Origin of the sequence: Dactylosporangium salmoneum, assembly GCF_039532525.1 — a bacterium.
GTDB classification, from domain to species: domain Bacteria; phylum Actinomycetota; class Actinomycetes; order Mycobacteriales; family Micromonosporaceae; genus Dactylosporangium; species Dactylosporangium salmoneum.
The window spans coordinates 91,046-116,914 of record NZ_BAAARV010000033.1 but is presented as its reverse complement, the minus strand read 5'-3'; the positions used below and the strand labels follow the sequence as shown (position 1 = coordinate 116,914).

Below are 25,869 nucleotides of genomic sequence, written 5' to 3'. Positions count from 1 at the left end.
CCGCACCGCCGGGTCGCTTCTGCCGGCGCTCGTCATTCGCGTCCCAGGTCGCGGTGCTGGGGCGAGGCGGACAGCCGCATGTCGCGCAGGCGCCGGGCCAGTTCCTCCGCGATCGCCACGCTGCGGTGCTTGCCGCCGGTGCAGCCGACGGCGATCGTGAGGTACCGCTTGCCCTCCCGCTCGAAGCCCGGCGCCGTGGCGTTGATCAGCCGCGCGTACGTCTCCACGAACGTGATCGCCCCGCGCTGCCCGAGCACGTACCGGCTCACGTCCGTCTCCTTGCCGGTGTGCTCGCGCAGCTCCGGTACCCAGTACGGATTCGGCAGGAACCGCGCGTCGAGCACGAAGTCGGCGTCGGGGGGCAACCCGTACTTGAACCCGAAGGACAGCACCGTGACCCGGATCTGGGTCGTGTCCTCCTCGCCGAACATCTCCTCGATGCGCCCGCGCAGCTGGTTGACGTTGAGGTGGCTCGTGTCGATCAGCACGTCGGCCTGCTCGCGCGCCTCCTGCAGCAGCTTGCGCTCGGCCGCGATCCCGTCCGACAGCCGCCCGCCCCCCTGCAGCGGATGCGAGCGCCGCACGCTCTCGAAGCGCCGGATCAGCACCTCGTCGTCGGCGTCGACGAACACCATCCGGGGATTGAACCCGCGCTCGCGCAGCGACTTCACCGCCCCGGGAAGATCCGTCGAGAAGGCGTGGCTGCGCACGTCGAGCACCATGGCTGTCCGCCGCGCGGCCCCCCGCGCGGCGTGCGCGAGCTCGGCCATGTCGAGCAGCAGCGCCTGCGGCAGGTTGTCGACCACGTAGTACCCGACGTTCTCCAACGCCCGCGCCACCGTGCTGCGCCCGCCGCCGGACACCCCGGTCACGATCACGAGGTCGGTGGTGTTGCGCTCCGGCAGCTCGCCTTCGCCGCCGTCCTCCCCCACACGCCCGAAGCCTTCCTCGGACCCGCGGCGGAACGCCTCCCCGAGGGACCCGGTCACCACCTCGTCCCCGGACCCGGTCCGTGCGCCCTCGGCAGCCCCGGCCGTCGCGTCGCCGGACGGTTGACTGTCGGGCGCGATGGCGTCTCTCGGCACGTCGCCTTCTCTCGACACGTCGACGAGTTTATGTCGAACGGCTCGCCGCATCGGACGGTCGGTCCGTTTGCACTAATTAGCGGTATCTACGGCTTCCGTCGCCTCTGCCAATCCTTGATCGCGCTTCGTCGCTGAAACCGCCGGTCAGCCCGCCATTTTCGGCGGAACCGCCCAACCCTTCGCCCCGCTCGATCCGCTCAACACCCGCCGCCGCGGCCCGGCCGCTCCGCCAACTCGACCCGCTCCGCCCGACCACCGCCTACCCGGCCGGCTCGATCCGCACGAAGCCGCGCTCCGCCGCCTCGACCTGCCCAGGGCCGCCCACCGCCGGCTCGGTCCGGAATCCGACATGCTCAAGGCCGCCCACCGCCTCGGGCCGGGCGTCGCCCGCCTCGACCTGCTCAGGGCTACCCGCCGCCGACGCGGGCCGGAAACCGACCTGCTCAAGGCCGCCCACCGCCTCGGGCCGGGCATCGCCCGCCTCGACCTGCTCAGGGCTACCCGCCACCGACTCGGGCCGGAAACCGACCTGCTCAGGGCTGTCCGCCACCGACTCGGGCCGTGCATCGTCCGGCTCGGATGTGGCCGCCGCCGAGTCGGGGCCGGCGTCGTCCATCGGGGCGGCCGGCGACGAGGACGGACCGGGAGTCGTGGTTGGGCCGGCGGCGCCCGGCGGGAGTTCGCCGCCCAGGGCGATCAAGACGGCCTCGGCGGTGCGGCGACCGATGCCCGGCACCTCGGCGATCTCGTCCAGGCTGGCCGCCTTCAGCCTTTTGAGTGAACCGAAGTGGCGCAGCAGGGCCTTGCGGCGGATCTCCCCCAGGCCCGGGACGGTGTCCAGGGTCGAGGCGGTCATGCGCTTCGAGCGCTTCTGGCGGTGGTAGGTGATCGCGAAGCGGTGGGCTTCGTCGCGGACGCGCTGCAGGAGGTACAGGCCCTCGGAGGCGCGGGGCAGGATCACCGGGAACTCGTCGTCGGGCAGCCAGACCTCTTCGAGGCGCTTGGCCAGGCCGCAGATGGTGATGTCGTCGATGCCCAGGTCGAGCAGGACCTGGGCGGCCGCCTGGACCTGGGGCTGGCCGCCGTCGACGACGACGAGCTGGGGCGGGTAGGCGAACTTGCGCGGGCGGCCCGTGGTCGGGTCGATGCCGGGGCGGGAGGGGTCGGCCTCGGCGGCCTCGTCGATCTCGACCTTGGCGTCGAGGTAGCGGGCGAAGCGGCGGCGCAGCACCTCGGAGATCGCGGACACGTCGTCGGTGGCGCCGTTGATCGCGAAGCGGCGGTATTCGCTCTTGCGCGACAGCCCGTCCTCGAAGACCACCATGCTGGCGACCACGTCGGTGCCCTGGATCTGCGACACGTCGTAGCACTCGATGCGCAGCGGCGCGGTCTGCATGCCCAGCGCCTCGGCGATCTCCTCCAGGGCCTTGCTGCGGGTGCTCAGGTCGCCGGCCCGGCGCAGCTTGTGCTGCTGCAGCGCCTGCTCGGCATTGCGGGCGACCGTCTCGGCCAGGGTCTTCTTGTCGCCGCGCTGGGGCACGCGGATCGCCACCCGGCTGCCGCGCAGCCGGGTCAGCCAGTCGGCCAGCGCGTCGACGTCGGCGGGCAGCTCCGGGACGAGCAGCTCGCGGGGCAGGTCGGCGGCCTCGGCGCCGGCCTCGCTGCCGTAGATCTGGGTGCAGAAGTGGTGGACCAGGTCGCCGGGGGTCAGGTCCTCGGTCTTCTCCACGATCCACCCGCGCTGGCCGCGCACGCGGCCGCCGCGCACGTGGAAGACCTGCACCGCCGCCTCGAGCGGGTCGTCGGCGAAAGCGACCACGTCGGCGTCGGTGCCGTCGCCGAGCACCACGGCCTGCTTCTCCATCGCCCGGCGCAGCGCCCCGACGTCGTCGCGCAGCCGGGCCGCCCGCTCGAAGTCCAGCTCGTCGGAGGCCTGGTACATCTCCCGCTCGAGCTGCTTCATCATCGTGTCGGTCCGCCCGGCCATGAAGTCGCAGAAGGCCTCGACGATCTGCCGGTGCTCGTCCTCGCTGACGCGGTCGACGCACGGCGCCGAGCACTTCCCGATGTACCCCAGCAGGCAGGGCCTGCCGATCTGCCCCGCCCGCTTGAAGACGCCCGACGAGCAGGTGCGGGCCGGAAACACCCGCAGCAGCAGGTCGAGCACCTCGCGGATGGCCCAGGCATGGGCATACGGCCCGAAGTAGCGCACGCCCTTGCGCTTGGCCCCGCGCATCACCTGCAGCCGCGGGTACGCCTCGTCGAGCGTCACCGCCAGATACGGGTAGCTCTTGTCGTCGCGATACCGGACGTTGAACCGCGGGTCGTAGGCCTTGATCCAGTTGTACTCCAGCTGGAGCGCCTCGACCTCGGTGCCGACGGTGACCCAGTCGACCCGCGACGCCGTGGTGACCATCTGCTGGGTCCGCGAGTGCAGGGTCCACAGGTCGGCGAAGTAGCTGCTGAGGCGCTGCCGGAGGCTCTTGGCCTTGCCCACGTAGATGACCCGCCCGGACGGGTCGTAGAAGCGGTACACGCCGGGGGTGTCGGGAATGGTTCCCGCTGCGGGTCGATACGTGGACGGGTCAGGCACGGTTCGAGACTATCCGCCGGGTACGACAAAAACGGCGGGGGCCGAAGCGACTTCGGGCCCCCGCCGCAGGATCACACAGAATCGTGATATGTCCGAAAAATCCTGAACGCGCCAGCGTTCGGGATTTTTCGCGACCAGCGCCTCAGGTCGCGAGGCGACCAGCGCCCCAGGTCGCAAGGCGACCAGCGCCTCAGGTCGTGAGGTAGATGTCCTCGCCGTCGATGCGCAGCTTCTTCTCTTCCAGCTTCTGCGTCGCCGGCGGGTTCGTCGCCGAACCGTCCTCGGCCGAGAACGTGCTGCCGTGGCACCGGCAGTTGATCGTGTTGTTCGAGACGTCCGAGACGATGCACTGCTGGTGGGTGCAGATCGCCGTGAACGCCTTGAACGTGCCCGCGGCCGGCTGGGTGATGACCGTGCCGCCGCCGTCGGCGACGACCTTGCCGCCGCCCACCGGGACGTCCGACTTCTTGGCCACCGGACCGCCGGGGCTGGAGTTGCCGGCGGTGCTGTTCGATCCGCTGTCGTCGCCTCCGCAGGCGGCGATGACGGACGCGGCCGTCACCCCGACTGCCCCGGCCAGCACCGCTCGGCGGGTCGTGTCGCTCATCAAGCTCCTCCAATGGTCGTAGGCCCGCAGGCTGCGGCCAGGAATACCCAGAACCTGGAGCGTACGGTTCAATGCTCAACAAAAACTGGGAATCCAACCCCAAAGCCCGCAACCGCGGCATCACGCAGAGCGGCCGTCAGGACCGCACGACGTACCCGCTCTTGACCTCGACCTTGATCCCCTTCAGCCCGCGCGGCGCCGGCCCGGAGACCCAGCTGCCGTCGGCGACCTTGAACTTCGAGTTGTGCCGCGGGCACTGGATGATCTGGTTGCCGTCGTACGGCGGATCGACGATCGCCCCCTCGTGCGGGCACGCCGCGTCGTACGCCTTGAACGTCCCCTTCGCCGGCTGGATCACGAGCACCGTGTCCTTGACGATGATCCCGCCGCCGACCGGCACCTCGCCCGTGGCGACCAGCGCGTTCGAGGGCACCTGGGCCCCGCCGCCCCCGCTCGCCCCGGCGGTGTCGTCGAACGGGTTGCCCGTCGTCGGCGCCGGCGCGGGCGCGCTGCTGGCCCCGCCGGACCCGCCCGCCGCGCCCGGGGCCGGCGAGTCGTCGTCGCCGCACCCGGCGACCACGGCGATGCCCAGGGCGCCCGCGCCCAGCAGCAGGGTGCGCCGCGCGGCGGTGGCGCAGGGGTTGAACTCGACCGGCACGTGTCTCCTCCTGAGGTCGGCCTCGCCAGCGGCCACCGTAGCAGCGCAACCTGCGAGCCGATCCCAGGAGGAAGCACTCGTCACGCCCGCTTGGTGGCCGCCTTCTTGGCCGGCGCCTTCTTCGCCGCGGCCTTGGTCGCCTTCGCCGGAGCGGCCTTCGCCGGAGCGGCCTTGGCGGGGGTGGCCTTCACGGGAGCGGCCTTCGCCGCGACGGCCTTCGGCGTCCGCTTGGCCGCAGGGGCGGGCTTGGCCCCGTTGGACTGCGCCGCCCGGTCCCGCGCCGCCGGGTCGCCGCTGGCCTCGCCGGACAGCCCGAGCGCATGGCGCAGGAACTGCCCGGTGTAGCTCTCCGGCAGCTCGGCCACCTCCTCCGGCGTGCCGGCCGCGACCACGGTCCCGCCCTTGTGCCCGCCCTCGGGGCCCATGTCGATGAGCCAGTCGGCGGTCTTGATGACGTCGAGGTTGTGCTCGATGACGATGACCGTGTTGCCCTTGTCCACCAGCCCCTGCAGGACCAGCAGCAGCTTGCGGATGTCCTCGAAGTGCAGGCCGGTGGTCGGCTCGTCCAGCACGTACACGGTCCGGCCGGTCGAGCGCTTCTGCAGCTCCGAGGCGAGCTTCACGCGCTGCGCCTCGCCGCCGGACAGCGTCGGCGCGGGCTGCCCCAGCCGCACGTACCCGAGGCCGACGTCGACCAGCGTCTTGAGGTGCCGGTGGATCGCCGGGATGGCCTCGAAGAAGCCCTCCGCCTCGTCGATCGGCATGTCGAGCACCTCGGCGATGGTGCGCCCCTTGTAGTGCACCTCGAGGGTCTCCCGGTTGTACCGCGCCCCCTTGCAGACCTCGCACGGGACGTACACGTCGGGGAGGAAGTTCATCTCGATCTTGATCGTGCCGTCGCCGGCGCACGCCTCGCAGCGGCCGCCCTTGACGTTGAACGAGAACCGGCCCGGCCCGTAGCCGCGGACCTTGGCCTCGGTCGTCTCGGCGAACAGCTTGCGGATGTTGTCGAAGACGCCGGTGTACGTCGCCGGATTGGACCGCGGCGTCCGCCCGATCGGCGACTGGTCCACCCCGACCACCTTGTCGACCAGGTCGAGCCCGGAGATGCGGGTGTGCCGGCCGGGCACCAGCCGCGCGCCGTTGACCGTGTTGGCCAGCACCGCGTGCAGGATGTCGTTGACCAGCGTCGACTTGCCCGACCCGGAGACCCCGGTGACCGCCACCAGCTGCCCGAGCGGGAACGGCACGGTCAGGTTGTGCAGGTTGTGCTCGCGGGCGCCGACCACGACCAGCTCGCGGCCGGGCGTGCGGGGCCGGCGGATCTCCGGCGTCGGGATGCTCCGGCGGCCGGACAGATACGCCCCGGTGACCGACTCCTCGGTCGTGATCAGCGCGTCGTACGGCCCGCTGTGCACCACCCGTCCGCCGTGCTCGCCGGCGCCGGGGCCGATGTCGACGATCCAGTCGGCCGTGCGGATGGTGTCCTCGTCGTGCTCGACCACGATCAGCGTGTTGCCGAGGCTCTTGAGCCGCACGAGCGTCTCGATGAGCCGGTGGTTGTCGCGCTGGTGCAGGCCGATGCTCGGCTCGTCCAGCACGTAGAGCACCCCGACCAGGCCGGAGCCGATCTGGGTGGCCAGCCGGATGCGCTGCGCCTCGCCGCCGGACAGCGTGCCGGCCGCCCGGTCCAGGGACAGGTAGTCCAGGCCGACGTCAACCAGGAAGCGCAGCCGGGCGTTGATCTCCTTGAGCACCCGCTCGGCGATGAGCTTCTGCCGGTCGGTGAGCGTCATCGCGCCGAGCAGCTCGGCGCACTCCCCCACCGACAGGTTGCACACGTCGGCGATGCTCTTGCCGGCGATGGTGACCGCCAGGATCTCGGGCTTGAGCCGGGTGCCGCCGCAGGTGCCGCAGGGCACGTCGCGCATGTACCCCTCGTACTTGTCCCGCGACCAGTCGCTCTCGGTGTCGGAGTGGCGGCGCTCGATCCACTGCACCACGCCCTCGAAGCCGGTGTAGTAGGAGCGCTCGCGGCCGTACTTGTTGCGGTACCGCACGTGCACCTGGTCCTCGGACCCGTGCAGGATCGCCTTCTGCCCGCGGGAGGAGATCGCCCGCCACGGGGTGTCGAGGTCGAACCCTTCCTCGTCGCCGAGCGCGTCGAGCAGGCGCAGGAAGTATTCCAGCGTGTGCCCGGTCGCCCACGGCGCGACCGCCCCCTCGCGCAGCGTGCGCTCCGGGTCGGGGACGATGAGCTCGGGGTCGACCTCCTTCTTGGTGCCGATGCCGGTGCAGTCCGGGCAGGCGCCATAGGGCGCGTTGAACGAGAACGAGCGCGGCTCGAGGTCCTCGACGGACAGCGGGTGCTCGTTGGGGCAGGCGAGGTGCTCGGAGAAGAGCCGCTCGCGGTGCTCGTCGTCCTCGGGCAGGTCGACGAACTCGAGGATCACGATGCCGGCAGCGAGCTTCAGCGCGGTCTCGACCGAGTCGGTGAGCCGCTGCTTGGCCGAGGTCTTCACCGCGAGCCGGTCGACGACCACCTCGATGGTGTGCTTCTCCTGCTTCTTGAGCTTCGGCGGCTCGGTCAGCGGGTGGACGACGCCGTCGACCCGGGCCCGCGCGTAGCCCTTGGACTGCAGCTCGGCGAACAGGTCGACGTACTCCCCCTTGCGCCCCCGCACCACCGGCGCGAGCACCTGGAAGCGGGTGCCCTCGTCCATGGCCAGCACCCGGTCGACGATCTGCTGGGGCGTCTGCTTGGTGATCGCCTCGCCGCAGACCGGGCAGTGCGGCTCGCCGATGCGCGCGTACAGCAGCCGCAGGTAGTCGTAGACCTCGGTGATCGTGCCGACCGTCGAGCGCGGGTTGCGCGAGGTCGACTTCTGGTCGATCGACACGGCCGGGGACAGGCCCTCGATGAAGTCGACGTCGGGCTTGTCCATCTGGCCGAGGAACTGGCGCGCGTAGGAGGAGAGCGACTCGACATATCGCCGCTGTCCCTCGGCGAAGATCGTGTCGAACGCCAGGCTCGACTTGCCCGAGCCGGACAGCCCGGTGAACACGATCATCGCGTCGCGCGGCAGGTCGAGACTGACGTCGCGAAGGTTGTGCTCGCGCGCGCCACGGATGATCAACCGGTCCGACATGCTTCCCCTCGGCAATGAGAACTGAACACCAGTACGGATGCCAGGGGCAACTCTAGCCAGGGGGTATGACATTTTTTGCTCCCCACCGGCCCGAGGGCTCCTCGAACGGGGGACACCCACCAGCTAGGGCCGCGCCGGCCGTCTGCGTTCGCGGCTCTCCCGGCGCACCCGCCGTACCGATGCAAGCATCTGCTCTTTCTGCAGTTTCTGCCAGCTCGCATAGCGCCGTGGGCTCAGCTCGCCGTCCTCGACCGCCGCCCGGACCGCGCAGTCCGGCTCGTCGGCGTGCCGGCAGTCCTGGAACCGGCAGTCCTGCGCGAGCAGCGTCACATCCTCGAAGGCCCGGTCCAGGCCGGCCACGGTGTCGAACATGCCGACCAGGCGGACGCCGGGGGTGTCCAGCACGGCGCCGCCGCCCGGCATCGGGATCAATGCCCGGTACGTGGTGGTATGCCGGCCCCGCCCGTCGGCCCGCAGCGCGCGGGTGTGCATCACCGTGGCCCCCGCGAGCGCGTTGACCAGGCTGGACTTGCCCGCCCCGGACTGCCCGAGCAGCCCGAGCGTGCGGCCGTGCGCGACCAGCGGGCGCAGGGCGTCCAGGCCCAGCCCGGTGCGGGTGCTGACGGCGTGCACGCTCACGCCGGAGGCGCGCCCCGGCATCTGCGCCGCCAGCGCCTCGGGGTCGGCGGCAAGATCGGCTTTCGTCAGTACGAGATAGGGTTTGGCCCCCGACTCCCAGGCCAGCGCCAGCAGGCGCTCGATGCGCCCGAGGTCGGGCGAGGGGTCGACCGGCTCGACCACCGCGACGGCGTCGATGTTGGCCGCCAGCACCTGGCCGAAGGACTCCTCACCGGCCACCGCTCGGACGATCGCCGTGCGCCGGGGCAGCACCGCCTCGGCCGTCAGCCGGCCGTCCGGCCAGGTGCGCACGACCAGCCAGTCCCCCGCGCAGGGCAGGGCGCCGGGGTCGCGCGCGGCCAGGGCCAGCAGCCCGCCGGCCAGGCTCGCCCGGATCGGCCCGTCCGCCGTGAGCGCGGTACAGACACCCCGGTCGACGCGGCTCACCCGCGCCGGCCGCTGCCCCGGCAGGGCGAACCCGCGCCCGAACTCCGCGGCGAAGGCGTCGTCCCACCCGAGGGCGGACAGATCGATGTTCATGTGATCCTTCCGTACCCGTGTTCGACAAAACCACGGTAGGCAGCGCGTCCTGGCCGCGAAACCGAATATCGGGGCTATGGTCAGGGACGTGCTCCCCTCGCATGTGCTGGCCGGCGCCGTCGGGCTCCGCCTCGAGCGGGCCGACGTGCAGTGGCACGTCTCCGCCGGGCAGGACGACTCGCTGATGCGCTTCTGGCTGACGTTCAGCGGCATGTCGTACGGCTTCCACGTCGGCGCCGAGGACGAGACCCTCGACGTGATCGTCGAGGAGCGCGGCATCGACGCCGACATGGGCGTCTACGGCCGCCTCGAGGTAAGAACCGCCGCCGGCCGTGACCCCGCGGCCTTCGCGGTCGGCCAGCGCCTCGTCGTGGTCCATGACCTGTTCGCGGGGTACCTCGGAAAGCCCATCGGCGCCCGGCTGACCTTCGAAAGCGTGGACATCAGCGTCGCCGACTGGGAGGACGAGCTGCACTGGGCCGTCGGCGACCTGCCACCCGCGGTGGGTGTCCGCCAGCGCTAAGGTTGTCCGGTGACGGCCGACCCGCTGGTGCTGCACCCCGAACTGCGACGCGCCACCGCACGACTGCTCGACACGGTCGACGGCCTCGACGACGCGGCGCTGGCCGCCCCGTCGATGTGCCCCGGCTGGACCCGCGGCCACGTGGTGACCCACCTGGCCCGCAACGCCGACGCGTACGTCAACCTGCTCGCCTGGGCCCGCACCGGCGTGCGCACCCCCGCCTACGCCAGCCCCGCGGCCCGCGACGCCGACATCGAGGCCGGCTCCGGCAGGCCCGCCGCCGAGCAGCGCGCCGACCTCGCCGCCGCCGCGGACCGCCTGGCCGCCGCAATCGACGCCACCCCGGCGGAGGCCTGGTCGGCCACGGTCGCGCTCCCGTCGGGCACCGAGATCCCGGCCGCCCGCCTGGTGTGGTCGCGCATCTGCGAGGTCGAGCTGCACCACGTCGACCTGGCCACCGCCTACGCCCCGGCCGACTGGCCCGAGGCCTTCTCGCTGCGCCTGCTGCACGACCCGGCGACCCCGCGCGCCGCCACCCTGCACGCCCCGGACGGCGCCGTCCTGCTCGACGTCCCCTCCGCCCCGACCGTCACCGGCCCGCCGCACCTGCTCGCCGCCTGGCTCACGGGCCGCGCGGACGGCACCGGCCTGACCGGCGACCTGCCCGACCTGGAGGCCTGGAAATGACCACCGGACTCGAGATCACCAAGCTCTCCGTCGGACCGATGGACAACAACGCGTACCTCCTGCGGTGCCGCACCACCGGTTCGGGCGTCCTCATCGACGCCGCCAACGAGGCCCACCGCCTGCTCGACCTGGTCTCCCCCGGCGGCATCCAGACGGTCGTCACCACCCACCGGCACGCCGACCACTGGATGGCGCTGGAAGAGGTGGTCGCCGCGACGGGCGCCTCGTCCCTGGCCCACCCGGCCGACGCCCCCGAGATCCCGGTCGTCACCGGCACCTTGGACGAGGGCGACACCCTGCGGGTCGGCGACTGCGCCCTCGCGGTCATCCACCTGGTCGGCCACACGCCGGGCTCGATCGCCCTGTACTACGCCGAGGAGGGCGGCCACCTCTTCACCGGCGACTCCCTCTTCCCCGGGGGCGTGGGCAACACCCACGGCAACAAGGCCGACTTCGACTCCCTGTTCCACGACGTGACCACGAAGCTCTTCGACCGCCTGCCGGACGACGTCACCTTCTATCCCGGCCACGGCAAGAACTCCACGCTCGGTGCCGAGCGCCCGTCGTTGCGGCAGTGGCGCGAACGCGGCTGGTAGCTCGCCGGCCTCGACCGGACCGGACGATAGATTGCGGGCCATGCCCGTCTACCTCCTGGACTTCCTGCCCGAGGACTGGCGCGACGCGGTCAGCCCATACGTCGACCCCGACGTCGTCGCGCGGCTGTCCTCGTTCGTCGTCGAGCAGTACCGGTCGGCCACGGTGTATCCGCGCAAGCAGGACATCTATGCCGCCTACCGGTTGTGCCCGCTCGCGGCCACCCGGGTCCTCATCCTCGGCCAGGACCCGTACATCCGGCCGGGACAGGCCCACGGGCTGAGCTTCAGCGTGCCGCCGGGCGTCCCGGTCCCGCCGTCCCTGCGCAACGTGTACCAGGAGATGCGCGACGATCTGGCGGTGGAACCGCCCCCGTCCGGCGACCTGACCGCGTGGTGCCGGCAGGGAGTGATGCTGCTGAACTCCGTGCTGACCGTCCGCGCCGGCACCCCGAACTCGCACAAGGGCCACGGCTGGGAGAACATCACCGACGCCACGATCCGGGCGCTGAACGAGAAGGCGGACCGGGTCGTGTTCGTACTCTGGGGCGCGGCGGCGAAGGCCAAGGCGCCTCTGGTGACGAACGACCGGCATGTCGTACTGCGGGCCGGGCACCCCAGCCCGATGAACCCGGCCGGGTTTCTCGGCAGCCGCCCGTTCAGCCGGATCAACGCGGCGCTCGTGGCGGCCGGGACGCCACCGGTGCGCTGGTCACCGGCGATGCCGCGGCAGTGACCCGAGCCGCGGGGAAACGACCATGCCCGGGACTGCTTGGAGGAACTGATGACCACCACGAGCCACCGGTACCGGAGCGACTTCGCCCGCAGATACCTCAGCGAGGGTGAGGCCAGTGGCGAGGCCGTTTCCCCCCTTTCGAACGGGGCAGAGTCCACGGCGCAGTGGATGTCGCCTCTTGCCGGGGAGGGCCGGAATGACGGTGCGGCTCAGCCTGCTCAACGCGGGCCAGACGGAACTCACCGACCCGGAACTGGATGAGCTGCGGGCGATGTTCCACGGCCCGCTCATCACCCCCGAGGATCCCGGTTACGACGAAAGTCGTGTCATGCACAACGGCATGTTCGACCGTCGTCCCGGGCTCATCGTCCGCTGTGCCGGCCCGGCGGACGTGATGGGCGCTGTACGCGTCGCCCGGGAACGTGACCTGCTGGTCGCCGTGCGGGGTGGCGGCCATGGGATCGCGGGCCACAGCGTCTGCGACAACGGGCTGATGATCGACCTGTCCGCGATGCGTGGGGTCTGGACGAATCCCGCCGAGCGCATCGTCCGCGTCCAAGGCGGGGCGCTCTGGGCAGATGTCGACCGCGAGGCCCAGACCTTCGGGCTCGCCGTGCCGGGCGGCGTGGTGTCGACGACCGGCGTCGCCGGCCTGACCCTGGGCGGCGGGCTCGGATGGCTCCATCGCAAGTATGGCCTCACCTGCGACAACCTGATCGCGGCCGAGGTCGTCACCGCGGATGGAAGGCTGGTCCGGGCCAGTAGCACCGAGCACGAGGAGCTCTTCTGGGCGCTGCGGGGCGGTGGCGGCAACTTCGGCGTCGTGACCGCGTTCGAGTTCCAGGCCCACCCGGTGGGACCCGCCGTCATGTTCGGTTGCGCGATGTACGCCGCCGAAGACGCGGAGGAAGTCCTGCCGGCCTGGCGCGACTGGACAGCCGGCCTGCCCGACGAGGTCACCAGCCGGATCCTGTTCTGGACGATGCCCGCGACACCGCTGCTGCCGCCGGAGGTACACGACCGGGATGTGCTGATCGTGGCGGCCGTGCACGCGGGTTCGCCGGACGAAGGCGCGCCCGCGCTGCGGCCGATCGGCCGGTTCGGCACGCCACTGGCCGACTTGAGCGGTCCCGCGCCCTTCCGGGAGGTCCAGCGAAATCTGGACTTCATGTTCCCCAAGGGACAACTGCGCAGTTACTGGAAGTCGGTGACCGTGAACGAGCTCGGCGACGATGTGCTCGACGTGCTGTTGCGCCGGGGGCTGAACCGGCCTCATCCCCGCACGCTGGTCCATGCGCCGCAGATGGGCGGCGCCGTGCGGCGGGCGGGTCCGGCCGACACCGCCCACGGCGACCGGAGCGCCGCCTTCATCGTGAGCATCGACGGCAACTGGACCGACGCCGACGACGACGCCGCGACCATGCAGTGGGTACGGGATGGCTTCGATGAGATACAGGCGCTGCCGTCCACGGCCGGCACATATCTCAACTTCAGCGGCGACCGGGACCTCGACAACGCCGCCAAGCAGGCGGCATTCGGCCGGAACCTCGATCGGCTCGCGGGGATCAAGCGGGACTTCGACCCCGAGAACCGCTTCCGCCTCAACAACAACATCCAGCCGGCGATGGCCCGCTGAGGCGCCGAGGTCAGGCGGCGCAGATGTGGGCGGCGATCTCGTCGATGGCGGTGGCCAGGCCGGCCCCGTCCATGCCGAACTCGGTGACCTTGGCGGTGGCGGCGCGGACCGCGGCCGTCAGCGCCGGCAGCGGGTCCTCCCCCGCCAGGCGCAGGGCCAGGAAGACGCCGGCCAGGACCTCGCCCGCGCCCGTCGTGTCGACCGGGTCGGCGGCCGTGGTGGGCACCAGGGTGCCGCAGTAGGAGGCGCCGAGCGGGCCGTGCTTCACGACGGCCGGGGCGGATGGGAGGGGGCCGTCGCCGTACAGGATGTGGCGCTCCTCGTCGTTCATGAAGAGCAGGTCGGCCGCGGCGCAGAGCGAGCGGCACAGCGCCGGGTCGGACGAGGCGAAGTGCTCGAACATGTCCACCGACACCGCGGGGCGGGCGGGCAGGGTGCGCAGGAAGGTCAGCCAGGCCCACTGCTGCTGCGGCGGGGCGGTGGCCAGGTGCACGTGGCGGGCGCGGCGGTAGGGGGCGGGCAGCTCGTCGGGTGCGATGGTGTTGCCGGTGCCCATGTCGGCGGTGAACTCGCGGCTGTTGTCGGCGTGCTGGCGCATGTAGAAGCGCGGCGACCGTCCCTCGTGGACGGTCACGCCCTCGGCGTCGACGCCCATGGACAGCACGGCGTTGCGGTCGAAGTCGGGGCCCACCCGGGCGACCAGGCCGACCCGGCCGGGGCCGAGCAGGCGGGCGCCCTTGGCGACCGCGTAGCCGGCGCCGCCGGGTGAGACGGCGCGGCCGAACGGGGTCACGTCGTCGTTCAGGCCCAGGTGGCCCACGATGACCAGGTCCATGGTGCATCCACGGTAGCGGTTACCGCGGGCGGTGGGCATAGCGGCGGTCGTACTTCGGCCAGGACACGACGGCCTCGGCGAACGCGGCGGCGGCGCCGGCCTGCAGGATCGGGGCCGAGTAGCGGTAACCGGTGGCGGCCGAGGGGTCGCGCCAGAAGAAGCGGCCGAGCGGGTCGACCATGAGGTAGGAGCCGGTCATCTCCTCGTTGTCCTCGGGGACCATGAGCCCGGCCAGGGCCGCGTGGCGGGCGAGGAAGGCGTGGAACTGCTCGGGGGTGATCGTGCCCTGCTCGCCGTACACCGGGAGGGTTTGGAAGATCTTCCAGACGTGCGGGGCGAGCGCCGTGATGGTCGGGGACAGGTCCTCCTGCCAGTTGTCGGCGCTCACCACGGTGTTGACCTTCAGCGTCGGGCCGCCCGCGAGCTTCCTGAAGCTGTCGGCCAGGAAGGCGAGGTCCAGCACCGAGCCGTCGCGGGTCGCGCGGCCGATCCGGCGGTTGGTGTCGGTGAGCGCGGAGTCGACGCTGATGCCCACCATGTCGACGTTGGCGCGGACCCACGCGACGCCGAGCCGGCGCAGCACCAGGCCGTTGCTCACGAACGAGACGCGGGCGCCGAGGGAGCGGCAGAAGGTCATCAGGTCGGGCAGGGAGGGCAGCAGGCCGGGCTCGCCGCCGGCGAAGGTGAAGCGGACGCCCGGGAACTGGCCCGAGACCGCGTCGAAGACCGCCTGGATCACCGCGCGGCCCTGGGTGCGGAACACCTCCGCGTCCGAGGCCGCGCCGTCCCACTTGCCGAAGCAGAAGGTGCACGAGTAGTTGCAACGCTCCGTGACGTGGAGGTTGACCACCAGCTCGCTCATGGCCGGCTCGGGTGCAGGAAGTCGCCGTGGGCGATGTGGTCCATGAAGCTGGTGGCGTCCTCGATGCGGTTCTTGAAGTGCTCGTTGACGACGCCGCGCAGCTCGAAGTGCCGCCCGTCCCCGTCCACGGCCAGCACCGCGCCCGGGTCGGCGATGACCTCGCCGATGCGGAAGAGCGGCGCGCCGGCCGCGGCGGCCAGGCGGGCCAGCTCGTCGGCGCCGTCCTTGGGCACGCTGTAGACAATGTTCCAGTCGCCGCCGGCGAAGAGCAGCTGGGTCAGCGGCACGGGCGTGCGCCGCGCGCACTCGACAGCGAAGGGGTGGTAGGGCATCGCGGCGAGATCCAGGCGTACCCCGGCCCCGCCCGACGCGAGCGACCGCAGCACGTCGAGCAGGCCGTCGCTGGCGTCCATCCCGCAGCGGGCCAGCCGGTGCCGGTTGACCAGGCGGGCGGCGTCCCACTGCGCGACGGGGTGGCTGAGGTAGCGCACCCAGTCGGGGCCGGCATGTTCGTGCTGCAGCAGGAAGAACGCGCCGCCGAAGCCGCCGAAGCGGCCGGCGCAGAAGAGCACGTCGCCCGGCTCGGCGGTGTCGCGGGGCAGGAAGGCGCCGCGCTCGATGATCCCGGCGGCGGTGCCGACCACGTGCGGGTCGCGGGCCTCCTTCGTGTCGCCGCCGGCGAAGACCACGCCGTTGCGGCGGCACTCCTCGGCGGCGCCGGCCACGATATCGGCCGCGTTGGCGGCGAGCTCGTCGCCGGGCAGCATCACGGCGATCATGCACGACACCGGGGTGCCGCCGGAGGCGAGGATGTCGCTGCAGTTCGCGGTGATCGCCATGCGACCCCAGGATCGGTACCCCGACCAGCCGTTCTTGAGCGACACGGGGTACGACGCCCGGTCGATCTTCTGGATGAGGTCGAACGGCGCGCCGTCGAGCTCGATCACCGACGCGTCGTGGCCGAAGCCGCTGACCAGGCGCGGGTCGCGGTACAGGCCGGGCAGCAGGGCGCCGATGAAGCCCTTCTCCCCGAGCGAGAAGAGGGTCGGCTCAGGCGTGCTGTTCATCGGCACCTCGGCTGCGGATGAGCAGCCCGGAACGCTTGAGCTGCTTGAGGGCGTCGTCATCGATCTGGTACTTCGCGCGCAGCTGGACGCCGATCTGGGCCAGCCCCTCGCGGGCGTCGCCGTCGAGCCGCTCGAACAGGCAGACGCAGTGCTCCACGTTCAGCCCGTACGCGCGCAGCGAGCGCACGCAGCGGGTCAGGAACGACGCCACCTCCCGGCGCGTGCACGCGGCACTACGTCGCGTTCGGCGCACGCTGACACTCGGTGACGCGGAACACAGGCGCCTTTCCGTCAGTGCTTGCCGACCAGATGGCGATCGATCTTTGCCCGCAGCTGGCCGGCCGCCGGGCTGGCGAGATCCTCGAAGATGCGCAGCGCCGCCCGCCACGCGGCGTGGGCGGCCGGGCCGTCGCCGGCGTCGGCCAGGACGTCGCCGAGCCGCTCGCCGATGGCCGCCTCGTTCGGGGGGTCGCCCAGGTCGCGGGTGAGGGCGACGGACCGGCGGTAGGAGGCGACCGCCTCGCCGAAGTCGCCCATCCGGTGCTGGGCGTAGCCCAGGGTGTCCAGCGTCGCCGCCTGGCCGTGCCGGTCGTCGAGCTTCTGCTGCAGGGCCAGGGCCTGGCGGCAGTACTCGACGGCCTCGGCCGGGCGGCCGAGCTCGACGGTGTACCAGGCGGCGGCGTTGAGCGCGTAGGCCACGCCCGGCTCGCGGCCCAGCGCGTGGTTGAGCTCCAGCGCCTGCTCGGTGTGCCGCAGCGCCGCCTCGTTGTGGCCCTGGCCCTCGTGCGTCTCGGCGAGGTTGAGGTGGGTGGCGGCCTGCCCGTTGCGGTCCCCGATGGCCTCGAAGATCTCCAGGGCGGCGGTGAACGCGGCGTGCGCGTCGTCGTGGTGGCGCAGCATGACGTGCGCGCGGCCCAGGGTGCGGTGCAGGTGCGCCTCGCCGGCCCGGTCGCCGACCCGGTGCGCGGCGGCCAGCGCGACCCGCTGGGTGGTGACCCAGTCGTGGTTGCGGCCCTGCCGGTTGAAGAAGTTGGTCAGGGTCCAGGCCAGCTGCCAGGCGATGGTCTCGAACCCGTTCGCGGCGGCCGCGTGCACGGCGGCGATGAGCACCGGGTACTCCGCCGCCATCCACGCCCCCGCGGCGGCCTGGTCGGCCAGCGCGGTCGGCGCGACCCCCGGCGACGGGGGCGCCGGGTCGGGCATGCGCACCTGGTAGGGGTGCAGCAGGGTGGTCGCCGCGTCGGCCGTGTGCAGGTAGTACTCCAGCAGCCGGCGCAGCGCCGCGGCCCGCTCGGCCGCCGGGTCCTGCTCGGCGGCGAGCTCGGCGGCGTAGCGGCGCAGCAGGTCGTGCCCGGCGAAGCGGTCCAGCGCCGGCTCGGTCAGCAGGTGGGCCCGGACCAGCTCGACGAGCAGCGCGCGGGCCTGCCGGGGCGCCTCGCCGAGCAGGCTCGCGACCGCGGCGACGCCGAAGTCCGGGCCCGGGTGCAGGCCGATGAGCCGGAAGAGGCGGGCCGCGGCCGGGCTGAGGATGCGGTACGACGAGGAGAACACGGCCCGCACGTCGCCGCGGGTGTCGCCGACGTCGAACAGGTCGAGGCCCTCGCGCAGCTCGGCGGCGAGCTCGGCGAGCGGCTGGTGCGGGCGCAGCGCGGCCCGGGCGGCCACGATGGCCAGCGCCAGGGGCAGCCCGGCGCAGGCGGTGACGATCTCGTCGACCGCGGTCGGCTCGGCGTCCAGGCGCGGGCGGCCGAGCCGGCGGGCCAGCAGCTGGGTCGCTTCCTCACGATGCAGGAGATCCAGCGGTACCGGATGAGCTCCCTCGACCGCCACCAGCCCCGCGAGGTGCGTCCGGCTCGTCACCAGCACCAGGCAGCCGGCGCCGCCCGGCAGCAGGGGGCGGACGTGGTCGGCGTCGCGGGCGTTGTCCAGCACGATGAGCATGCGCCGGCCGGACATGAGGCTGCGGAAGAGCGCGGTCTGCGCGGCCAGGTCGGCCGGCACCCGCCGCGGCGGCACGTCGAGGGCGTCGAGGAAGCCGCGCACCGCCTGGGCCGGGGTGATCACCGCGTCGGCGCCGTCGAAGCCGTGCAGGTCGGTGTAGAGCTGCCCGTCGGGGAACCGATCGGCGACCCGGTGCGCCCAGTGCACGGCGAGGCTGGTCTTGCCGACGCCCGCGGTGCCGACGATGGCGGCGATGACCACCGCCCGCGGCTGCCCCCCGGCGGGGCCGAGGAGGGCGTCGAGCCGGTCGAGCTCGCCCGTGCGGCCGGCGAAGCTGTTGAGGTCGAGCGGCAGCTGCGCGGCGGCCGGGCGGCCTGGAGGCTCCACCGGAACGGGCGGCGGGGACTGCTGCTGCAGCAGCCGCATGTGCAGGTCGCGCAGCTCGGCGCCGGGCTCGGTGCCGAGCTCGTCGAGCAGGCGCCGGCGGATGCGGGCGTAGCGGTCCAGGGCCTCGGCCGGGTGCCCGGCCTCGTGCAGCGCCCGGATGAGCACGGTGGCCAGCGGCTCGGCGAACGGGTGCTCGGCGGCGAGCTCGGACAGCGGGCCGATCAGCGGCTCGGCCGGGCCGAGGCGCAGCGCCGCCTGGGCCCAGGCGACGGCCGCGTCGAGGCGCTGCTGGCGCCAGCCGTCGCGCTGGTGCTCGGCCCACCGGCCGGAGATGTCGGCGAGCGGGACACCCTGCCAGAGGTCCAGCGCCTCGCGCAGCGCGGCGACCCGCTGCCCGTCGTCGATGTGCGGGTCGCGCGAGCGCTCCACGAGGTCGCGGAAGCGGTGCAGGTCGACCGTGCGCGGGTCGACGTCGAGCACGTACCCGCCGGAGCGGCGCACCAGCGGCGAGGCCTCCTCGCCGTCGCGCAGGACGGCCCGCAGCCGGGCGACGTAGACGTAGAGGGCGTGCTTGACCCGGTCCGGCGGCTCGTCGGCCCAGACCCGGTCGACGAGGGTCTCCATCGGCACCAGCCGGCCGGCGTCGACGGCGAGCGCGGCCAGGACCGTGCGCTGCCGCGGCGCCCCGACGTCCAGGCGGCCGGTGGAGGACCAGGCCTCGACCGGACCGAGCAGCCGGAACTCCATCGCCACCCCCGTCACGATGTATCGACGTTGCCGAGCCCGCGTATCGACGCATCCTACGACAGTCGCCGACCGGGTGTATCCGCGTTGGCGAGCGGACGTATCGGCGGCGAATAGCTTGGCTGTCGGCGGTCGTCGATGGCCGCCGGACCCGAACATGGAAGGTGGAACACCATGCGTGGAGCCTTTGCCAGGTTCAGCGACGCGGTGCTGAACACGGTCGTGCCGCGGAAGACCGCGGCCGCGAAGTTCTGCCTCGGCGGCTGCGAGACTTACGATCCGTGCCCGGCGCCCTTCGGTCAGACGGGCGCCTTTCGTTTCAAGAAGTGCCTGACTGCCCAGGGCTGGGCCGAGCTCGGCTGCGTGGCGCTGAACTACTGCCCGTGACCTGAGCCGCGAGACGGGCCGTGGGGATGCCTTCCCACGGCCCGTTTCACATGCGGCGAAGGACCACCCCGGCGACGCCCGCGGCGGAGAAGAGCCCGACCGAGCGCGAGTCCACGCCCGCGGCCGGGTTGTCGCTGAGCACGACCAGCTTGCCGGCCGGGACGAGGGCGGGGGCGCCGGTGACGTATGCCGGGACCGCGTCGCCGGGCACCGCGGTGACCCGCTTGAGCAGCAGGCCGAGCGGCTCCGCCCGCGGCAGCCGCGGCCCCTCCAGGACGACGACCTGGCCGGGGCGCACCTTGTCGCCGCGCACCCGGCGCACCAGCACCCGGTCACCGTCGAGGTACGTGGGCGTCATGCTCGGCCCCGTGACGTCCACGACGAGGTACCGGCGGCGCAGCACGACGACGGCCAGGGCCGCCGCGGCGGCGGGGATGACGGCGGTGGCGATGGCGATCAGCACGTCGCGGCTCCGTAGGCGCGGGCCTGCAGGTGGAACAGGCGGGCGTACTCGCCGTCGAGGGCCAGCAACGCCTCGTGCGGGCCGTCCTCGCAGACCCGGCCCCCGGCGAGCAGGACGATCCGGTCGGCGTCGCGGACCGCGCCGAGCCGGTGGGAGATCAGGATGCTGGTACGCCCGGTGCGGTACTCCCGCAGCCGCTGGTGGATCTCGTGCTCAGCGTCGGGGTCCAGCCCGGACGAGGGTTCGTCGAGGATGAGCAGGTCCCGCCCCTCGCGCAGGAACCCCCGGGCCAGCGCTACCCGCTGCCACTGCCCGCCGGAGAGGTTGACGCCGTCCTCGGCATCGCCGTCGTCCTGGGCGAACACGCGCGAGAGCATCGTGTCGTAGCCGCGGGGCAGGGCGGCCAGCTTTTCGTGCGCCCCGGCGCGCCCCGCCGCGGCGGTGATCCCCGGCCGGTCGGCCAGCCGGGCCGGGTCGGCGATGCCGATGTTGTCGGCCGCGGTGAAGTCGTAGCACATGAAGTCCTGAAAGGTGGCGGTCAGCCGGGCCCGCAGCGCCTCGACCGGCACGTCGCGCAGGTCGACGCCGTCCCAGCGGATGGCCCCGCGGGTCGGGTCGTAGAACCGGCACAGCAGCTTCACCAGCGTGCTCTTGCCGGCGCCGTTCGGCCCGACCAGCGCGATCGTGTGGCCGGCCGGGATGAACAGGTCGACGCCGGCGAGGGTCCACGGCTGGTCCTCGGCGTAGCGGAACCACACGTCGCGCAGTTCGATGCCGTGCCGCAGCGCCGGCAGCTCACCGGCCAGGGCCGGCGCGGCGGCCAGGTCGGGCGGAGTGGCCAGCACGGCACGATAGTGGCCCCACAGGAGCAGCTGGTGGTGGACCATGGCGGCGGACAGCGCCACCCCGGTGAGCGCGCCCTGCACCCCGGCCAGGGCGGCGAGGACCAGCGAGACGTCGCCGACGGAGATCGTCCCGGCCCCGGCCAGGCCGATCGCGATCACCACGCCCACCGCGCTGACCACGGTGCCCAGCAGCGTCAGCCCGCTGTGGGTGGCCAGAACGCGCCGGTCCAGGCGGCGGTTCGCGGCGTCGGCGCGGGCCCGCGAGCCGAGCATGCGGCGGCGCACCTCGTCGCCGGCGCCGAAGAGGCGGACCTCCTTGGCCGCGCGGACCTCGGCGAGGAGGCCGCCGTAGAAGTACTCCCGCCGTTCGTGCGGGCCGAGGTCCCAGATCATCGCCGCCCGACGCCGGGACAGCCCGAGCTCCGCGCCGAGGGCCGGCAGCGCGGCGAACGCCACCAGCAGGGCCAGCCGCCAGTCCAGCGCGGCGGTGGCGGCGAGGAACCCGGCCGCGGCGACCAGCCCGCGCAGCGTGTCCAGGCCGGTGCAGACGACGCTGCCGGGGGCGACGCGGGCCGCGTTGTGGCCGATCTGCAGCCGGTTGAGGAAGGCAGGATCCTCGAAGTGGGCCAACCCGGCCAGACCGTTGACCGCGACGAACAGATCGTCGATGGCCCGGCGGCCGGTGCGCCGCTGCAGCTCGGCGATGACGTAGCTGTTCAGCAGGGGCAGGAACGCGGTGACCGCGCCCGCACCGGCCAGCCCCAGGGCCAGCAGGACCAGCGTCGCCGGCCGGTGGCCCCCGCCGACCAGGGTGTCGAGGACCGCCTTGAGCAGCCGGGCGGCGGCGACCGGGGCCAGCCCGCCGGCGAGCGCCAGGCCCGCCACCGCCACCAGGTGGGCGGGGGCCGCGCGCCACACGAGGCGCAGCGCGGCCGTCAGCCCCCGGAAGCTCGCGCCCGGTCTGGGCTCGTCCTCGCGCAGCGCCACCGAGCCGGGCCGGGCGTCGCTGGTCGCACGGGTGAGCCGCGGCCAGCGCACGGTCATGAGGCGAGCGCCGGCTCGGCCGCGTCCAGGGAGGCCATCTCGTAGCCCGCGCTCGCCACCTTCGCCCCGGGTCCGACCAGCACCAGCGTCGGGAAGGCGGTCACCGCGAAGGCCTTGACCACGCCGGAGTCGCGCTCGGCGAGCACGACCTGGGCCACCGGCGCCAGCCGGGCGATCTCCCCGGCCAGTTCCCGCGGGTCGCCGGCCAGCACGGCCAGGAACCGCTCCGGGTCACCGGCCGCCTCCGCGCGCGCGGCGAACTGCGGCATGCGCTCCTGGCACGGCGCGCAGCCGGTGCGGAAGAAGCCCACCTGCAGGCCGTCGGCCAGGTCCGCGGTGCGCAGGTCCCGCCCCGCGGTCGTGGTCGCCGCGAACGCGCCGATCTCCTTGCCGGGGGCCGGCCAGGGCGCCTCGGCCGCGCCGCCGGACAGCAGCTCGGTGTGCTCGCGCAGGCGGCGGATGACGCCGTACGTCAGGGCAAGGTTGAGCAGGGCGAGCGCGCCGATCAGCACCAGCACCGCGATCACGTAGGGCATTTCGGGGTTCCCTTCCGGTTACTCGAAGAGCTCGACCAGGTCGTCGAAGGTGATCATCAGCAGCCCGCCGATCAGCCCGGCCGCGAGCGCGATCCCGGCCCCGGCGAGGTGCACCGGGCCGCCGCCCGCGGTGAGCAGGCCGGCCAGCGCGACCGCCGCGAGGATGCCGTTGCGCACCACGTGCCGGGGTCCGACGGGGCTGCCCGAGCCGAAGCAGGCGCACGGCACGCGCTTCTCGCGGGTGTACGCCGAGACGATCGCGATCGTGAAGGCCCCCAGCAGCCCGAGGGCCAGCGCGAAGCCCACGCGGACGAGCGGGCCCACGGCCAGGGCCGCCACGATCGCGCCCTCGGCGGCGACGACCGCGACGGCGAGCGGGCCTACGGCCGCCGGCGGCGCCGGGGCGAGGACGGCCACCGACGCCGCGAACCGGCGCCAGGCCCCGCGGCCGCGCAGCTTGCTCAGCGCCGAGACCGCGAAGACGAGCGCCAGAACTGCCCGGCAGGCCGTCTCGGCGTAGCTCACCGGCGCACCGTATCCAGCGCCGGTACATCGATCGGCTGATCCGCATACATCGAGGCGGCGTAGAGGTGCACGAGCGGCCCGGCGTGGTGGCCGCCGGCGCCGTCCCCGGTGACCAGCTGCGCGTCGAGCAGCTCGTCGAGCGCGTCGCGGGCGCGGGCGACGCCGAGCGCGCAGGCGGCGGCCAGCTGCGGCACCGTCACCGGCCCCGGCAGCCGCACCAGGGTCCGCAGGGCCCCCATCGCGGTCGTACTGACCGTGGCGCAGCGCACGGCGAGGCTCTCCCGGATCGACAGGTCGTGCGCGCGCAGCTCGTCGAGGCGCCCGCGGGGCTCGCGCAGCCGCTCCGCGCACGCGCCGGCCGAGCGGTCCGGGCGCCCCTGCAGCCGGGCGACGACGATGCGCAAGGCCAGCGGGAGGCCTTCGCAGCGGTCGGCCAGCTCATGCAGTACCGCCGCGTCGTCCTCTGTTTCCGGCTCCTGACCCAGCGCCCGGCGCAGCAGCTCGACCGCGTCGCGCGGGGGCAGGGGCGGCAGCGGCACCAGGGCCGCCCCGTCCAGCGTCGGCAGCGGCCGGCTCGCCGCGATCACCGCGAGGCATCCGGGCCCGGCCGGCAGCAGCGGCCGCACCTGCGCCACGTCGTCGACCCCGTCGGCGAGCAGCAGCACCCGGCGGCTGGCGAACGCGGTGCGCAGCCGGGCGGTGCGGGCGGCCACCCCCCGAGGCACCGCCTCGTCGGCCACCCCGAGCGAGTGCAGCAGGTGCGCCGCCGCGGCCCCCGTGTCCGTGGCCGGCCCGAGCTGGACGAACAGCTGCCCGTCCGGGTACCGCGGGGCGAGCAGATGCGCGGCGTGCGCGGCGAACGCCGAGGTGCCCGCGCCCGGCGGCCCGTAGACGCACACGATCCGGGCCCCGGCGTCCACCGCGGCGAGCACGCCGCCCGCCGCCTGGTCGCGCCCGACCAGCACGGCCGGCCCGGGCGGCAGCTGCCGCGGCGGCTCGGGCCGGGGCCGGTGCATGACCAGCGGAGGGGCCGGCGCGGCGTCGGCCGCCACGACCGGCGAGGTCTCGTTGAGGGCGGGGTCGCGGGCCAGCATCGCCGCGTGCAGGCGCAGCAGTTCCGGCCCCGGCTCGACGCCCATCTCCCGGCGCAGCGCCGCCCGCGCCTCCAGGAAGCTGTGCAGGCCGCCGGCGACGTCGCCGGCGCGGTACAGGGCGAGCATGAGCTGCCCCCAGGAGCGCTCGCGCAGCGGATGCTCGGCGACCGTGCGGCGCAGCTCCCCGATGAGCACGTCGTGGTGGTTCAGCGCGAGCCGGGCGTCGACGAGGTCCTCGGCGGTGCGCAGCCGCTCGTCGTCGAGCGCGGCGAGGCGCTGCCCGAGCGCCCCGGCCCGGACCAGCCCCACCCCCGCGTGGTCGTCGCGCCAGCAGGCCAGCGCGGCGATGAGCCGCTCCATGGCCCGGGCCGCGTCCCCGGCCCGCAGCGAGGCCCGCCCCTGGGCCGCCAGCTCGGTGAACTCGGCCAGGTCGAGCTCGCCCGGCTGCACCGCGATGCGGTACGCCCGCTCCCGCCCGAGCAGCCGCGACCCGGCCGCGCTCTCGGGGTCCGCGAGCAGCCTGCGCACCCGCACCGCGTACGTCCTGACATTGGCCACCGCCGAGCGCGGCGGCGCCTCGTCCCACAGCGCGTCGACGAGGCTCTCGACCGGCACCAGCCGGTTGGCGTTGAGCAACAGGGTCGCGAGCAGTGACTGCGGCTTGCCGACGGGCAGCTCGACGGCCACCGCGCCGTACCGCACGCCGATCTGCCCCAGCAACTGGAACGCGAACGACATCGGCGCCCCCAACGCTCGCAACGCGCGCCGGCCTCGGACAAGGCCGGCGCGCGTTCCCCCGAAACCCACTGTGGCCAGTGGTCATCGCAGATACTGCTGCCGGGGACCTGCCGGAACCTTGCGAAAATCTCAATGCCCTCGCGCGGGGGCCGCATCGACGTCAATTGTTGCTCAAGGTTCACCGGTGATGCGACGATCGCGAAAAGATCCACCACTAGTCTCCATGGACATGTGGAAATCTTTCAATGCAGGCCGGGCGCTGGTCGTCGCGGCGGCGGTCGTGGCCGGGGCCGTGGCCGTGCCCGGGACCTCGCTGGCGGCCGCCGCCTCCGCCACCGGCACCGTGAAGACGGCCGGCGCTGCGCTCACCGTGCGGTCCGGCCCCGGGACCGGGTACACCGGCTGGCGGACGATCGCCAACGGGGCCTCCGTGACGCTGCTGTGCCAGACCTCCGGGGAGTCGGTGACCGGGACGTACGGCACGACCAAGCTCTGGGACCTGCTGTCCAACGGCGGCATGGTGTCCGACGCGTACATCTACACCGGCTCGGACGGGCAGGTCGTCAACAGCTGCGCCTACGTCGGCGCCGAGCCGTCGTCGAAGACCAACCCGCGCGCCGCCGAGGGCGCGATCAACTGGGAGTTCCAGCACTACGGCTCGAGCGCCTACGAGAACCTCTGCCTGGCGTTCGCGGCGCAGGCGTACGGATGGGGCGGCTCCGGCTGGAACACCGCCGAGATCGGGGGCGACTGGGAGAGCAGCCACGGGTACCTGAACACCACCGGCATCCCGCCGCGCGGGGCGCTCGTCTGGTACCACAACTCCACCGGCGACGGCCACGTCGCGATCAGCCTCGGCGAGGGCAAGGTCATCGGCACCTCGGTCGCCGGTCACGTCGGGGTCGCCGGCTACCTCGACCACGGCATGTACCGCGGCTGGTCCGTCGCCTACCTCCCGGCGGCCTGGTAGCGCGCG

At 73.2% G+C, this 25,869-nt stretch carries 21 protein-coding genes and 2 pseudogenes; 7 read left to right on the top strand and 16 right to left on the bottom strand.

The window, feature by feature from the left end:
* Positions 1-32: 32 nt before the first annotated feature.
* The 6 genes and pseudogenes from rapZ to rsgA all read right to left on the bottom strand — a co-directional run bounded on the left by rapZ (position 33) and on the right by rsgA (position 9,250).
* The gene (gene rapZ, locus ABD352_RS22425; protein ID WP_344614606.1) at positions 33-932 is read right to left on the bottom strand and encodes an RNase adapter RapZ; all 900 of its coding nucleotides are present in this window, start codon (positions 930-932) and stop codon (positions 33-35) included.
* Between the two features lie 802 nt (positions 933-1,734).
* A pseudogene (gene uvrC, locus ABD352_RS22420) lies at positions 1,735-3,678 on the bottom strand (excinuclease ABC subunit UvrC); the annotation flags it as partial.
* Between the two features lie 190 nt (positions 3,679-3,868).
* Positions 3,869-4,285 carry a Rieske (2Fe-2S) protein gene (locus ABD352_RS22415; protein WP_344614405.1) on the bottom strand — a complete coding sequence of 139 codons (417 nt, stop codon included), beginning with the start codon at positions 4,283-4,285 and terminating at the stop codon, positions 3,869-3,871.
* A 136-nt stretch (positions 4,286-4,421) separates the two neighbouring features.
* Positions 4,422-4,943, bottom strand: coding sequence for a Rieske (2Fe-2S) protein (locus ABD352_RS22410; RefSeq protein ID WP_344614404.1), 522 nt, complete (start codon positions 4,941-4,943; stop codon positions 4,422-4,424).
* A 245-nt stretch (positions 4,944-5,188) separates the two neighbouring features.
* Positions 5,189-8,092 (bottom strand): annotated as a pseudogene (uvrA, locus tag ABD352_RS22405) (excinuclease ABC subunit UvrA); the annotation flags it as partial.
* A 123-nt stretch (positions 8,093-8,215) separates the two neighbouring features.
* The gene (gene rsgA / locus ABD352_RS22400) at positions 8,216-9,250 is read right to left on the bottom strand and encodes a ribosome small subunit-dependent GTPase A (RefSeq protein ID WP_344614402.1); all 1,035 of its coding nucleotides are present in this window, start codon (positions 9,248-9,250) and stop codon (positions 8,216-8,218) included.
* A gap of 88 nt (positions 9,251-9,338) precedes the next feature.
* Between rsgA and ABD352_RS22395 the strand changes: the two genes are divergently transcribed.
* The 5 genes from ABD352_RS22395 (at position 9,339) to ABD352_RS22375 (ending at position 13,425) form a co-directional block, all read left to right on the top strand.
* Entirely contained in the window at positions 9,339-9,773 is a 435-nt protein-coding gene (locus ABD352_RS22395) for a hypothetical protein (RefSeq protein ID WP_344614401.1), read from the top strand.
* 9 nt (positions 9,774-9,782) lie between these two features.
* Positions 9,783-10,460, top strand: coding sequence for a maleylpyruvate isomerase family mycothiol-dependent enzyme (locus ABD352_RS22390; RefSeq protein WP_344614400.1), 678 nt, complete (start codon positions 9,783-9,785; stop codon positions 10,458-10,460).
* Positions 10,457-11,056: an MBL fold metallo-hydrolase gene (locus tag ABD352_RS22385; RefSeq protein ID WP_344614399.1), complete on the top strand. Its 600-nt coding sequence runs from the start codon at positions 10,457-10,459 to the stop codon at positions 11,054-11,056. Before ABD352_RS22390 ends, ABD352_RS22385 begins: the two co-directional genes overlap by 4 nt.
* 40 nt (positions 11,057-11,096) lie before the next feature.
* Positions 11,097-11,789 carry a uracil-DNA glycosylase gene (locus ABD352_RS22380; RefSeq protein ID WP_344614398.1) on the top strand — a complete coding sequence of 231 codons (693 nt, stop codon included), beginning with the start codon at positions 11,097-11,099 and terminating at the stop codon, positions 11,787-11,789.
* A gap of 196 nt (positions 11,790-11,985) precedes the next feature.
* Positions 11,986-13,425, top strand: a complete 1,440-nt coding sequence (locus ABD352_RS22375) for an FAD-binding oxidoreductase (RefSeq protein ID WP_344614397.1) — start codon at positions 11,986-11,988, stop codon at positions 13,423-13,425.
* 10 nt (positions 13,426-13,435) lie between these two features.
* Here the strand turns inward: ABD352_RS22375 and ABD352_RS22370 are convergent, their stop codons facing one another.
* From ABD352_RS22370 to ABD352_RS22350, 5 genes are all read right to left on the bottom strand, one after another.
* Entirely contained in the window at positions 13,436-14,260 is an 825-nt protein-coding gene (locus ABD352_RS22370) for a carbohydrate kinase family protein (protein WP_344614396.1), read from the bottom strand.
* Between the two features lie 19 nt (positions 14,261-14,279).
* Complete coding sequence (locus ABD352_RS22365) at positions 14,280-15,122, bottom strand: viperin family antiviral radical SAM protein (RefSeq protein ID WP_344614395.1); 843 nt, start codon at positions 15,120-15,122, stop codon at positions 14,280-14,282.
* Positions 15,119-16,189 (bottom strand): thiamine-phosphate kinase, encoded by a 1,071-nt coding sequence (locus ABD352_RS22360; protein WP_344614394.1) that lies wholly within the window; start codon positions 16,187-16,189, stop codon positions 15,119-15,121. Before ABD352_RS22360 ends, ABD352_RS22365 begins: the two co-directional genes overlap by 4 nt.
* On the bottom strand, positions 16,173-16,400 hold the full coding sequence (locus tag ABD352_RS22355) for a hypothetical protein (RefSeq protein WP_344614393.1): 228 nt from the start codon (positions 16,398-16,400) through the stop codon (positions 16,173-16,175). Before ABD352_RS22355 ends, ABD352_RS22360 begins: the two co-directional genes overlap by 17 nt.
* 80 nt (positions 16,401-16,480) lie before the next feature.
* On the bottom strand, positions 16,481-19,264 hold the full coding sequence (locus tag ABD352_RS22350) for an AfsR/SARP family transcriptional regulator (RefSeq protein WP_344614605.1): 2,784 nt from the start codon (positions 19,262-19,264) through the stop codon (positions 16,481-16,483).
* A 204-nt stretch (positions 19,265-19,468) separates the two neighbouring features.
* Here ABD352_RS22350 and ABD352_RS22345 point away from each other — a divergent pair, with 204 nt between their 5' ends.
* Positions 19,469-19,648, top strand: coding sequence for a hypothetical protein (locus ABD352_RS22345; RefSeq protein ID WP_344614392.1), 180 nt, complete (start codon positions 19,469-19,471; stop codon positions 19,646-19,648).
* 46 nt (positions 19,649-19,694) lie between these two features.
* Here ABD352_RS22345 and ABD352_RS22340 read toward each other — a convergent pair whose 3' ends face one another.
* From ABD352_RS22340 to ABD352_RS22320, 5 genes are read right to left on the bottom strand one after another with little or no spacing between them, the layout of a single operon-like run.
* The gene (locus ABD352_RS22340; RefSeq protein WP_344614391.1) at positions 19,695-20,111 is read right to left on the bottom strand and encodes a S26 family signal peptidase; all 417 of its coding nucleotides are present in this window, start codon (positions 20,109-20,111) and stop codon (positions 19,695-19,697) included.
* Entirely contained in the window at positions 20,105-22,000 is a 1,896-nt protein-coding gene (locus tag ABD352_RS22335; RefSeq protein ID WP_344614390.1) for an ABC transporter ATP-binding protein, read from the bottom strand. The genes ABD352_RS22340 and ABD352_RS22335 overlap by 7 nt, the downstream gene beginning before the upstream one ends.
* Positions 21,997-22,536 (bottom strand): TlpA family protein disulfide reductase, encoded by a 540-nt coding sequence (locus tag ABD352_RS22330; protein ID WP_344614389.1) that lies wholly within the window; start codon positions 22,534-22,536, stop codon positions 21,997-21,999. Before ABD352_RS22330 ends, ABD352_RS22335 begins: the two co-directional genes overlap by 4 nt.
* An 18-nt stretch (positions 22,537-22,554) precedes the next feature.
* Positions 22,555-23,061 (bottom strand): MauE/DoxX family redox-associated membrane protein, encoded by a 507-nt coding sequence (locus tag ABD352_RS22325; RefSeq protein ID WP_344614388.1) that lies wholly within the window; start codon positions 23,059-23,061, stop codon positions 22,555-22,557.
* Entirely contained in the window at positions 23,058-24,893 is a 1,836-nt protein-coding gene (locus ABD352_RS22320) for an AfsR/SARP family transcriptional regulator (protein ID WP_344614387.1), read from the bottom strand. Before ABD352_RS22320 ends, ABD352_RS22325 begins: the two co-directional genes overlap by 4 nt.
* 229 nt (positions 24,894-25,122) lie before the next feature.
* On the opposite strand from ABD352_RS22320, the gene ABD352_RS22315 reads away from it, so the two are divergent.
* Positions 25,123-25,863, top strand: coding sequence for a hypothetical protein (locus ABD352_RS22315; RefSeq protein ID WP_344614386.1), 741 nt, complete (start codon positions 25,123-25,125; stop codon positions 25,861-25,863).
* The last annotated feature ends 6 nt before the right edge of the window (positions 25,864-25,869 follow it).

Bases quoted from the DNA above. Each gene is read 5' to 3' on its own strand.
- ABD352_RS22370 (WP_344614396.1), bottom strand. From the start codon at position 14,260: ATGGACCTGGTCATCGTGGGCCACCTGGGCCTGAACGACGACGTGACC.
- rsgA (WP_344614402.1), bottom strand. From the start codon at position 9,250: ATGAACATCGATCTGTCCGCCCTCGGGTGGGACGACGCCTTCGCCGCG.
- ABD352_RS22365 (WP_344614395.1), bottom strand. From the start codon at position 15,122: ATGAGCGAGCTGGTGGTCAACCTCCACGTCACGGAGCGTTGCAACTAC.
- ABD352_RS22330 (WP_344614389.1), bottom strand. From the start codon at position 22,536: ATGCCCTACGTGATCGCGGTGCTGGTGCTGATCGGCGCGCTCGCCCTG.
- ABD352_RS22360 (WP_344614394.1), bottom strand. From the start codon at position 16,189: ATGAACAGCACGCCTGAGCCGACCCTCTTCTCGCTCGGGGAGAAGGGC.
- ABD352_RS22415 (WP_344614405.1), bottom strand. From the start codon at position 4,285: ATGAGCGACACGACCCGCCGAGCGGTGCTGGCCGGGGCAGTCGGGGTG.
- ABD352_RS22350 (WP_344614605.1), bottom strand. From the start codon at position 19,264: ATGGAGTTCCGGCTGCTCGGTCCGGTCGAGGCCTGGTCCTCCACCGGC.
- ABD352_RS22315 (WP_344614386.1), top strand. From the start codon at position 25,123: ATGTGGAAATCTTTCAATGCAGGCCGGGCGCTGGTCGTCGCGGCGGCG.
- ABD352_RS22385 (WP_344614399.1), top strand. From the start codon at position 10,457: ATGACCACCGGACTCGAGATCACCAAGCTCTCCGTCGGACCGATGGAC.
- ABD352_RS22380 (WP_344614398.1), top strand. From the start codon at position 11,097: ATGCCCGTCTACCTCCTGGACTTCCTGCCCGAGGACTGGCGCGACGCG.
- ABD352_RS22320 (WP_344614387.1), bottom strand. From the start codon at position 24,893: ATGTCGTTCGCGTTCCAGTTGCTGGGGCAGATCGGCGTGCGGTACGGC.
- ABD352_RS22375 (WP_344614397.1), top strand. From the start codon at position 11,986: ATGACGGTGCGGCTCAGCCTGCTCAACGCGGGCCAGACGGAACTCACC.
- ABD352_RS22335 (WP_344614390.1), bottom strand. From the start codon at position 22,000: ATGACCGTGCGCTGGCCGCGGCTCACCCGTGCGACCAGCGACGCCCGG.